The sequence below is a fragment of the Rhodococcus sp. 5A-K4 genome (assembly GCF_046097995.1).
GTDB classification, from domain to species: domain Bacteria; phylum Actinomycetota; class Actinomycetes; order Mycobacteriales; family Mycobacteriaceae; genus Rhodococcus_F; species Rhodococcus_F erythropolis.
The window spans coordinates 1-11,558 of sequence record NZ_JBJURM010000002.1 but is presented as its reverse complement, the minus strand read 5'-3'; the positions used below and the strand labels follow the sequence as shown (position 1 = coordinate 11,558).

General features: G+C 60.5%; 7 protein-coding genes. 3 read left to right on the top strand and 4 right to left on the bottom strand.

The genetic code is table 11. The features are described from left to right. Complete coding sequence (locus ACKAMS_RS02365) at positions 1–1,686, top strand: dihydroxyacetone kinase family protein (RefSeq protein WP_408988546.1); 1,686 nt, start codon at positions 1–3, stop codon at positions 1,684–1,686. A gap of 101 nt (positions 1,687–1,787) precedes the next feature. Beyond that, positions 1,788–3,410, top strand: coding sequence for a long-chain fatty acid--CoA ligase (locus tag ACKAMS_RS02360; protein ID WP_408988545.1), 1,623 nt, complete (start codon positions 1,788–1,790; stop codon positions 3,408–3,410). An 87-nt stretch (positions 3,411–3,497) separates the two neighbouring features. Here the strand turns inward: ACKAMS_RS02360 and ACKAMS_RS02355 are convergent, their stop codons facing one another. From ACKAMS_RS02355 to ACKAMS_RS02345, 3 genes are read right to left on the bottom strand one after another with little or no spacing between them, the layout of a single operon-like run. Next, positions 3,498–4,124, bottom strand: a complete 627-nt coding sequence (locus ACKAMS_RS02355) for a TetR/AcrR family transcriptional regulator (RefSeq protein WP_020909537.1) — start codon at positions 4,122–4,124, stop codon at positions 3,498–3,500. 12 nt (positions 4,125–4,136) lie between these two features. After that, a complete protein-coding gene (locus ACKAMS_RS02350; protein WP_003942978.1) occupies positions 4,137–4,898 on the bottom strand; it encodes a 3-hydroxyacyl-CoA dehydrogenase in 762 nt (253 codons plus the stop codon). A 28-nt stretch (positions 4,899–4,926) separates the two neighbouring features. Continuing rightward, positions 4,927–6,120: an acetyl-CoA C-acyltransferase gene (locus ACKAMS_RS02345; RefSeq protein ID WP_019745830.1), complete on the bottom strand. Its 1,194-nt coding sequence runs from the start codon at positions 6,118–6,120 to the stop codon at positions 4,927–4,929. A gap of 368 nt (positions 6,121–6,488) precedes the next feature. Between ACKAMS_RS02345 and lanKC the strand changes: the two genes are divergently transcribed. After that, entirely contained in the window at positions 6,489–9,071 is a 2,583-nt protein-coding gene (lanKC, locus tag ACKAMS_RS02340) for a class III lanthionine synthetase LanKC (RefSeq protein ID WP_408988544.1), read from the top strand. A 670-nt stretch (positions 9,072–9,741) separates the two neighbouring features. Here the strand turns inward: lanKC and ACKAMS_RS02335 are convergent. Continuing rightward, positions 9,742–10,365 carry a hypothetical protein gene (locus tag ACKAMS_RS02335; RefSeq protein ID WP_211918519.1) on the bottom strand — a complete coding sequence of 208 codons (624 nt, stop codon included), beginning with the start codon at positions 10,363–10,365 and terminating at the stop codon, positions 9,742–9,744. Positions 10,366–11,558: the final 1,193 nt, after the last annotated feature.

The following is an 11,558-nucleotide window of genomic DNA, read 5'->3' as shown; positions in this document are numbered from 1 at the left end:
ATGTTCATGCGCAGCGCAAAGACATTTGTTCCCGACGCACTCCGCGGGTTGATCGCATCCACCGACGACATCGCGTGGAACCCCGATCCCGGATACCTCACTCGTGCACAGCCCCTTCCACGCGGGCGAGTCGCGCTCGTCTCCGGCGGCGGCTCGGGTCACGAACCCATGCACGCCGGATTCATCGGCGAAGGAATGCTCACGGCCGTCTGTCCCGGGTTGATCTTCAGCTCACCCAACGCACTGCAGATCCATGAAGGATCCAAAGCTGCCGACGCCGGTGGCGGCGTCCTGCACATCGTGAAGAACTACACCGGCGACGTGATGAATTTCGGTATCGCACGGGAACTACTCCGCGAGGACAAGATCGACACGGACGTCGTCTTGGTCGACGACGACGTCGCGACCGAACGCGCAGACGGTAGCGGCCCGGGGCGACGCGGCACTGCGGCAACGATCGTGGTGGCGAAGGTCTGCGGCGCGTCGGCCGCCCGCGGTGACGACCTGGCCGAGGTGACCCGGATCGGACAACACGTCGCGCACTCGGCTCGCAGCATGGCCGTCGCTCTTCGCCCATGCACCTTGCCGGGGGCTGACGAGCCGTCGTTCGACCTGCCGGAGGGGCAGATGGAACTCGGTATCGGAATCCACGGCGAACGCGGCACAGAACGCGTGGACGCCCTGCCCGCACCGGAATTGGTGCGACGGCTGGCGGATCCGATCATCGAGTCCCTGAGTCTCGCCGAAGGTGATCACGTCATTGCAGTCGTCAACGGGCTGGGAGCCACCCACCCAATGGAGCTGCAACTACTGTTCGCCGAACTCGGAGATTATCTGGCCGACCAGGGAATTCACATCGAGCGGACGCTGATCGGAACGTTCGTCACTGCATTGAACATGGCCGGAGCATCCATCACCCTTGTTCGCACAAACAAAGAAATCCTCGAATTATGGGACGCGCCAACAAAAGCGCCCGCCTGGCCGAATGCTATGGCACGTGAGTACAGCGGCATGGGCAAGCGTGAATCATTCGGTCCCACATTCACACCCGACACCTCACGCACTGCCGAAAGCAGCTTCGTCGGCGGCTGGATTGCGGACTGGGCCGCGAAGGTACTGGAGCAGGAACCTGCCCTGACCGATCTCGACCGACGAGCAGGAGACGGCGACTTCGGGACCAACATGGTGGCCGCACTGGATCAGCTCGACATCTCGGCGATCCGTGACACCTACTCCACTGCAACGATATTCGATGCAGTCTCCCAGGCGTACCTCGGTCACGCCGGCGGTACGTCCGGCGCGTTGTTCGGCATCTGGTTCCGGCATTTCTTCCGCGTCGCCGCAGAATCAGCGGACTCCGAACTCGACCTCGGTGCGATCGCGACTGCAGCACGGGCGGGGCTCGACAACATCACCTCGCTCGGCGGCGCACGCGTCGGCGACAAGACGATGGTCGACGCGATAGTTCCGGCGGTCGAGTCGTTGGAGCAATCCGTGAACTCGGGAGCCGATCGGGACGCTGCTCTGGCCAGCGCAGCGGCAGCGGCGGCGGCCGGCGCGGAGTCGACCGAAACCATGCTCGCGAACCGCGGACGTGCAAGTTATGTGGGCGAAGCCGCTCGCGGAGTGGTCGATCCGGGAGCGCTACTCATAGCGTGGTTTTTCGCTAGTGCAGTGGGTCACTAGCGAGCACTTCGCAGCTGTGACTAATCTGGCAGCCACAGCACATCGTTTGTGAGGGCCCGTGGGCAAAAGCACCGGTCTCACACACCACACAGGAGCAGCCCATGCTGAGCACCATGCAAGACGCCCCCCTCTCCATTGCTCAACTTCTCCGCCACGGTGCCTCCGTTCACGGCGCTTCCGAGGTTGTCACGTGGACCGAGTCCGGCCCGCGCCGTGTGTCATACGCAGACGTCGGCAAGCGCTGCGCACAGCTTGCGCACGCCCTGCGCGGACTCGGTGTCGAGGGTGACGAGCGAGTCGCCACGTTCATGTGGAACAACTCCGAGCACCTCGAGGCGTACCTGACGATCCCCTCGATGGGTGCTGTGCTCCACACGCTGAACATTCGCCTGTTCCCCGAGCAGTTGATCCACGTCGCCAATCACGCCGAGGACCGCGTGATCGTCGTCGATCCGTCCCTGATTCCGCTTCTCTCTCCGCAGCTTCCGTCGCTGACAACCGTCAAGCACATCATCGTCACCGGTTCCTCCACTGCGGGACTCGAAGCTCCCGAGGGCGTGCAGGTTCACACATACGAGGGCTTGATCGCCGATCAGCCAACCGAATTCGACTGGCCCGAGGTCGACGAACTCAGTGCTGCCGCAATGTGTTACACGTCCGGCACCACGGGCGACCCCAAGGGTGTCGTCTACTCCCACCGTTCGATCTACCTGCACTCCATGCAGGTCTGCATGAGCGACGGCCCCAACCTCGCGCAGGGCGATCGTGCACTCGCCGTAGTGCCTCAGTTCCACGCCATGTCGTGGGGACTTCCCTACGCCGCGTTCATGATCGGCGCCTCGCTGATCATGCCCGATCGCTTCCTCCAGCCTGCTCCGTTGGCTGCGATCATCGCCAGCGAGAAGCCGACGTTCGCCGCGGCCGTACCCACCATCTGGCAGGGCCTGCACCTCTACCTCGAGCAGAACCCACAGGACATCTCCTCGATGCGTGAGGTTCTGATCGGCGGCTCCGCGGTACCGCCTGCCCTCATGCACGCATTCGAAGCCGACCACAACGTCTCCGTCCTGCACGCCTGGGGCATGACCGAAACCTCCCCACTCGGATCCGTTGCCCGCCCGCCGGCCGGTGTCACCGGCGACGCGATGTGGAAGTACCGCTACTCTCAGGGCCGCTTCCCGGCATCCGTCGAGGCACGTCTCATCGACGATGACGGCAAAGTTGTTGCACACGACGGCGTTTCCGTCGGCGAGCTCGAAGTGCGCGGCCCCTGGATCACCGGGTCGTACTACGGCGTCGATGCGGAAGACAAGTTCAACGACGGCTGGCTCAAGACCGGCGACGTCGGATCCATCACGGCCGACGGCTTCCTGAGCCTGTCAGACCGCTCCAAGGACATCATCAAGTCCGGCGGCGAATGGATCTCATCGGTCGACCTCGAGAACGCCGTCATGGGCCACCCCGACGTCACCGAAGCTGCCGTCATCGGCGTGCCGGACGAGAAGTGGGACGAGCGTCCGTTGGTCGCGGTTGTTCTTCGCGCCGGTTCCGAGACCACGATGTCCGAACTCCAGCAATATCTTTCGGACAAGGTCGCCAAGTGGCAGCTCCCCGAGAACTGGGCTGTGGTTCAGGAAGTTCCGAAGACGAGCGTCGGCAAGTTCGACAAGAAGCGTCTGAGGGCCGACTACCACGAAGGCGGACTCGAAGTCACTCGCCTCTGACACGGAGTGAATGCTGAAGCATGAATACTGAAGGTGGGCAACAGGTTTTCAATCTGTTGCCCACCTTCGTTTAACGAGCAATGCACTTTACGGACGATAACCGACCGTGTGAAAAGCGATGTCGACGTACTTCTGCGCCAATTGCGTCGGCGACATCGGCCCGCCGGTCTGGAACCAACGCGGCAGTGACTGCGCCATACCGAGTATGGCCCGGACGGTCTCTTCGGTGTCGGTGACCGCGAAATCTCCCGATGCCACACCGTCGTCGACGATCCTGCGCATGAGCAACTCGAGCCGCTTACGACTGGCGGCGTATCGACTTCGGCTTTCCGGTGAGACATGCCGAATCTCGGTGTCCAACGCAGCATGCCGCGACCGGTGGGTCATGTAGAGAACAATCGCCTCCACCACCAAGGCGAAGCGTCGTACCGGATTTTCGCCGGCTTCCACCTCTGCCGCTTCGGTTCTGGTATTCAGCTCACTCATCGAGATCTCGAACAGAGCGACGAGGACTGCCTCTTTGTTCGCGTGGTGATAGTAGAGCGCGGGAACGGTTACCCCGACACGGTTGGCAATCTGCCGCACCGTCGTGCCGTGGTAACCGTTCTCGTCGAACAGCTCGAGCGAAGCCATCAGGATGTCGGTCATCACCAGCGGCGGGAAAGTCCTCCAGTCCACTGCCACCGAATTCACGGGCTCCACCTCGCCAGTCATGAATAGCCGAAATTACCGCGGTGCCATACGGATTGCACCGTCGAGGCGGATCGTCTCACCGTTGAGCATAGGGTTGGAGACGATATGCGCAGCAAGCGCGCCGTACTCGCTGGGATCGCCCAGGCGAGAGGGGTGAGGCACCTGCTGACCCAGCGACGCCTGAGCTGCTTCAGGCAGTCCGGCCAGCAACGGGGTCTTGAACAGGCCGGGAGCGATGGTGTTGACGCGGATCAGCAGCGACGCGAGGTCACGGGCGATGGGGAGCGTCATACCGACGACGCCACCCTTCGACGCGGAGTACGCAGCCTGCCCGATCTGACCGTCATAGGCTGCGACGGAGGCGGTGTTGATGATGACGCCGCGTTCACCGTCGATGGGTTCGGTCTTCGAAATACGTTCCGCAGCAAGACGAAGAACGTTGAAGGTGCCGATCAGGTTGACGTCGATGACCTTCTTGAATGCGTCGAGCGGGAAAGCACCCTTCTTGCTGACCGTCTTGACTGCGTTGCCGATTCCGGCGCAGTTGACTGCCACGCGCAGGGGTCCGAGGGACTCGGCCACATCGAGTGCAGCGGTGACCGCAGCCTCGTCGGTGACGTCTGCAGCCGCGAAGCGGACCCGGTCGCCAAGTTCCTTGGCGATGGCTTCACCGTTGGACGACGGAAGGTCGATGATGACGACGCTGGCACCGTCGGCAAGAAGGGCTTTGGTCGTAGCCAGGCCGAGGCCGGATGCTCCACCGGTGACGACGGCGACGCTGTCGTTGACGATCATGAGAGTTCCTTTCGAAAGGTTATGTGTTTCAGATGCGTTCGATGATGGTGGCATTGGCCATGCCGGCGCCCTCACACATGGTCTGCAAACCGTAGCGTCCGCCGGTGGCCTCGAGGTGGTTGACCATCGTGGTCAACAGTCGAGTACCCGAGGACCCCAGGGCATGGCCGAGTGCAATCGCGCCGCCCCACGGGTTGAGCTTTGCCGGATCGGCGCCGAACTCGTGAGCCCAGGCGAGTGGAACGGGAGCGAAGGCCTCGTTGACCTCGTAGGTGTCGATGTCGTCGATGCTCAGACCCGCGCGAGCGAGCACCTTGTGGGTGGCTGGGATGGGTGCGGTGAGCATGAAGATCGGGTCGTCGCCCGCAACGGAGAAGGAGTGGAAGCGTGCTCGCGGCGTCAGCCCCAGCTTCGACGCCATTTCTTCGCTCATGATCAGTGCTGCGGACGCGCCGTCAGTGAGCGGCGACGAGTTACCGGGAGTGATCGACCACTGCGCCTCGGGGAAGCGCTGCGCGTACTTCTCCGAGTAGAACGACGGCTTCAAACCGGCGAGTCCCTCGGCGGTAGTAGACGCGCGAACCGTCTCGTCGACGGTATGCGAGACGGTCTCACCGGCGGCGTTGGTCACCGAGATCGGCAGAATCTCCTTGTCGAAGAGCCCCTTCGCCGCTGCCTCTGCTGCCCGCTGGTGGGACTGCGCGGAGAATGCGTCGAGAGCGTCGCGGTCAAGCTTCCACTTGGCGGCGATCAATTCTGCCGAGATTCCCTGGTTGACCAGGCCTTCGGGGTAGCGAGCCGCGATGCCCGGACCGGAAGCGTCCTTCCCCATCGTCGTGGTACCCATCGGGACACGACTCATGGATTCGACGCCTGCCGCGATCACGATGTCGTAGGCCCCGGCGATCACGCCCTGCGCCGCAAAGTGCGCAGCTTGCTGACTTGATCCGCACTGGCGATCGATCGTGGTGGCGGGAACCGACTCGGGGAACCCTGCCGACAGGACCGCGCTGCGGGTGATGTTGAGCGCCTGCTCACCGGCCTGGCCGACGCAACCGCCGATCACGTCGTCCACCAGAGCGGGGTCGAGGCCGTTTCGCGAGGTGATGGAACGCAGAACGTGGGCCATCAGTTCGACAGGGTGCGTCCCGGACAGTGCTCCACCCGGCTTTCCCTTGCCGGACGCGATCCGGACTACATCGACGATCACTGCCTTGGTCATCTTCGTTCCCTTCGAGGACGTGCATTGCTGGGGCGGTCCGGCACCCGAGTTCGTGGCACCGGATGCCGGACCGAGATCGTGGGAGCATCCTGACTTAGCGCTCGCTAAACAATTACCACCGAGTCGGACCGTCCGTCAAGAGAGGGCTACCGAACTCGAAGCAAATATGGACGGACAAAAAAAGTTGGACGATCAGGAACCCCTGACCAACGCCCTTCATTAGTACTTTCGAATGATAGGTTTTCAATCTTCGCCCGAAATGTCCGGAATCGGATAACCTTCCGCCACAAGCAATCCAAGCCACAGGGGATTCGGGGCGTGGCACCAATCGATGACAAACCGCAGGGGGACTGACCCGGAGGTAGAGCGTGGACCTGCGATACGTTGCATTCACACGTGCCGACTCGCATTTCTACGACCGAATCAGAACGGTCACTCGACCTGACGCACCGACTGACCAGCACTTTAAGCCTGCAAAGTCGGTGGACTGGTCACTCTGGCGACGCGGTCCCCAAAGCGGACCGTGGAACTACTTCCAACCGCCTGACAGCGTGCTGCCAGAACAGGGATGGAAGATTCACTGCTCCGCTACCCAAGCCAACGCGCAGGAGCTGCTCGATACCGTCTCCGCGTATTGCGGCCACAATCTGGTGCCTTTCAAATTTCTTCGGACGGCAGCAGACCTCATGTTCTCCAACAGCAAGCAGGCCAATCGAACATCCAGCGGAAAATTCATCACGATCTATCCGGCGGATAGCGTTGCCACACAACGTGTCATCACCGAACTGGACGAGCTTGTCACGGCTGCCGACGGGCCATACATCCTCAGCGATGTGCGATGGAACCGGGGACCACTCTACTTACGGTACGGCGCGTACCTGCCCATGCAGACCAATGATTCATTCGGCGATCGCGTCCCGGCAATACGTCGCCCTGACGGATCGCTCGAACCCGATCTGCGCGGCACTTCCTTCAGAACTCCAGACTGGGTACAAATCCCGGACTTCGTTCGCGCGCAGCAAGACAAGCTGAAATCACGCGACGCCTTCCCCTATTCGATCACTGAAGCCCTGCACTTCAGCAACAGCGGGGGGATCTACTCCGCGCTGGACGACGCCGGCATCAATCTCGTCATCAAAGAGGGTCGGCCCTTCACCGCCCCGGACGCCAACGGCCGGTACGCAATCGACCGCATTTGCAACGAGTACGACACGCTGACTCACCTTGCCGACAACCCGTACTCACCTTCCGCGCTCAACTTGTTCGAGCGCGAAGGACACCACTTTCTTGTCACCGAGCGCGCACCCGGCGCTCCCCTGAATCAGGAGATTGCGCTCCGCTATCCGCTGATACGCGCGGATCAGACACTCAGCTCCCGAACGGAATACAGAACCTGGGCGCTCGGTATTGCACAACAGCTGACTACCGCAGTCGAGAGCTTCCACAACGCCGGAATCGTTCATGCCGATCTTCACCCCGGCAACGTGATGTGCTCACCGTCGGGTATTCGGATCATCGATTTCGAGATGGCCCACAGCATCGACGAGCAACCGCCCCGGTCCACCGGGGCTCCCGGGTACACCGCACCGCAACAGTTGACAGGAATCGAGGCAGATCGATACTCCTTGGGATGCATCGAGCTGGGACTCTTTGTCCCACTTACTACATTGCTCCCCCTCGATCGCAACAAGATTCCCGAACTCATCGGCTACGCGGTGTCTCGATTCGATCTTCCTCGTGCCTTCTGTGCCTCGCTCTATTCGATGCTCGACGCACAGCCGCCGGAACCGGAGGATCACCCGCATCGTTGGGACACGTCGTCGAGGGAAACCTTGCAACGTATGGACGCTCGATTGCGCTGCGGCATCCTCACCACACTTGATCTCTCCCGCGCTGATCGACTCTTTCCCGGTGACATCGCCCAGTTCGAAGTGAACGGTTACGGCATTGCTCACGGCTCGTGCGGAAACCTACTCGCCGATGATCTTCCCACCGACACCTTGGAGACAGTTCTGGAATGGACTGAACATCAAGTTGATTCGGATACGCAACCACGGTTCGGTTTCTTCGACGGGCTCGCAGGTGCGGTGCATACCTTTCGGCAACTAGGACGACACTCGACTGCCGACAGGTGGGCCGAGACTTTGCGTCGAGCCCCACTCGACGATCTCGACTCCAGCCTCTTCGGCGGCCTTTCCGGAATCGGGTGCCTTCTACTCGAGGAATCGGAGTCATGTCCGGCGGCATCGTCAACTCTCGCTCTCGTCACCGAAACTCTGCGGGATCGCCTTTCGGCTGCTCGCGCACACGTCCGCTTCACCGACGGAACATCTTGGGCAACAACGGGTCGCGGAGGCTTGATGAGAGGGCCGAGCGGGCAAGCGCTGTTCTGGACTCGCCACTACGAACGGACCGGTGATCCTCGATCGCTGGAACACGCGCGACAGCTTGTCGACATCGACCTGTCCGTGATGCAGATGTGCCCTGACGGTTCGATGCAGCTGAGAGAGGAGCGCCGGACAATGCCGTACCTCGGATCGGGATCCGTCGGCGTGGGCCTGGTACTTCTTCAACTTGTTCGACATGTCGACGAGCCGCGCTACGCGTCTGCGCTACTTGCCATATCCCGCGCTGCCGCCGTCGAATTCACTGCCCAAGCCGGACTACTAAACGGGCGAGCCGGGCTGATTCTCTTCCTCGGCGAACTCTCCAAGAGTCCATATGCCGGCGCCGATTGCGAGCAGACGCTTGCCCAGCAGTTCCAGCTTCTGGGCTTACACAGCCTCAATCACGCAGGAGGACTGCACTTTCCAGGTGAACAGAACCTGAGACTCTCGACAGACTGGGCAACCGGATCTGCAGGAATACTGGCGTCGCTCCGACATACCGGATCGGCAACTGCCCGACAGTCGTTTCCACTGATGTGCGCGTCGAACTGCCACATCGCCTAATTGTTCGGAAGTTATCACCCACGGCAGATTGGAGCACAGAATTACCAGGCGAAAACCCTGGAACGAAATCAACACCGTAAGCAAACTCGATCGATCAAATCCATCGGCAAGAAGGCCGATCAACAAAGGAAATGACAATGGACGCTATTCTCTCCCTTCAAGATCTGTCAGTCGCCGCCGGCAACGTCGGAGACGCAGGCCAGCTCGAGCAGAACGCGGCAATCAGTTCGCTCAGTTTCTTCTGCCTCTGACCTCAGGCCGATACCTCGGGCAAAGCTCCGGGGTATCGGCTTTCGGAATCCGTGCGGATAACCAGAAGAACAGTATTGTTTCATCATGAGACGCATCCACGCTTCACCGAGCTGCATTCGCCGATGACTTGAGCGACCTGGCGGCAATGCCGAGGGCAGATCGGATGGTCAGCGGCGGCGATATTCCTCCTGATCCTGACAGCCGCGATTTCAGGTTGGTTCGTTCAGCGTTCGGGCGAGGGTTGGAACTTCGGGGCCGTCTGCTCGCGCTGGTACGACGGAGGTGGCAGTTGCCGCGCCGACACTGCCTTGACCTTCACGACGCTTTTCGTACTCCTACTTCCCTTCGCCTCCGGAATGCTGGTCGGCGTCACCACATTCGCCCGAGACTTCGAGCGGAGTGTCTGGTGGTTTGAGTTTCAATAGCTGTCAACGACAAGATGAGGGAATCGGTACCATCCGCCCCCGATGTCTTCCAGCCGGAGCTGATTGAAGGTCTTGTCGGACACACCATCGGGTGCGTACACCCAGCCGGGATTGTCCAAGATGTCCAATCCATCTCGTGCGTCATAGAAATAGACGTGGCCTTCACTGCTGACGTTGGCATAGGAGATATCGAATCTGCCGATTCGTAGATCACGATGATACCCATCGGAATAGGGATCGTCAGGTTCTTGAAGTAGTTGCTGTGCAACGGTTTCGAAGTCTGCCCGATACTGATCGAAATGTGGCTGCCCCGCGGCCGCGATCCCGAGCGCGATCACCACGAGAACCGGAACAGCGACAACGGACCACAACCATCGGCGTCGCTGCCACCAGCACACTCCGAGCAGCACGATTGCAACAGTCGCGGTGAGGACCCAGAGAACGATCGCACCGGCGATCGAGAGTGCACTATCCGCAGGTTCGGGCCAGGTGAGATGGCATTTCGCTGCGACATACATCGCCGACGCCGACGCTGCGATAAGTGCGTTTACCAAACCAACCCAACGAAGAGCACCGGACCTTCTCGTTGCCTGCGAGTTCGACACTGCCTGATCCATTCGATGAGGATAGCGAGCTGTTTGTCGCGGACTAGCAGTAACCACTTCCCCGATCTCACGATCGATTGTTTCTCGGCACGGAGAAAGTGTCCACGGTGCTATCTTTGCTGAGTATGGGAGGCAGGGCTACGAGGATGGCCGATTTGGACTACCGACGTCAGGAGAGTTCGGCGACTCCCAAAGTCGACAGGTCAATTTTGAGGACGCCTGGATTCGGTGGATCGCAGCAACCAACACCATCGTCACCTCATGATGACGTGACCGTTACGGGCGAGTCGTGAAGATTCGATTATTACGAGCAAGCCAAGCGTCTTTAGCAATATCGCTGATCGCACTAACCTTGGTCTATTTGTTGGACGCATTTTCTTTGCGCCTCCAACATCAGCCCAGCTGGTGCATTGATCACTATGGAATCCCATCACGATTCAATTATCTCCTTCCCGGCCGGGCTGAGAGGGTAGCGGCAGGAATTACAGACTTCTGGGGATGGTTCCCTCCCGGCATGAGCTGTACATTCACTGATGCAGTGACCAAAGAAAGCGAAACGGTGGCACCGGCCGCGGACAGGTCGTACATCGTCGTCGTTCTTGTGGCGCTGATCATGATCTCGGCTGTCGGCGTATTGTTCGGCCGCCGGAAGCGCTGAAGATTGGTTCTGGCTCGGGACTGCAGATGCGCACTCGACACCAGACCGATGAGTAACAAATCGGTGTCCGTCGTATCCGGCGCTTCCACTACTCGTCGATCTTCGCGAATCCACCGGCCGTGTTCGAGGGTATTTCTTGCGGTCCTGGTGGTCTTCGTTCCCATCACGCTGGCGATGACACTCCTGGGCCTGGTGCTCGGCTGGACCCATACGCTTGCCGGGGACAGACAACTGCCTTCGAGAACAGGGAATCGATCACTATGCCGTGGTCTATCACCCGCAGAGCCGGTACTGGCATTTTCAGTTCATCGAGACCGCAGTGATGCTGTTGTGCTCCGGGTTGATGGTGGCGCTCGCACTCGTCGGCGCACGTGGACTACGTCGGCGACCCGCCTATAACCGACTGTCCGAAATGTCGAAATCGATTTGATAGCAGCAATTTTCGATCCACATTCTCTTGTGTTCGAAACTTTGTTCGATTAAGCTTTCGGCATGGACAGTCGGGATGCGTGGCAACTGGATGGCGAGGGCCTCAAGAGTGAGGTTC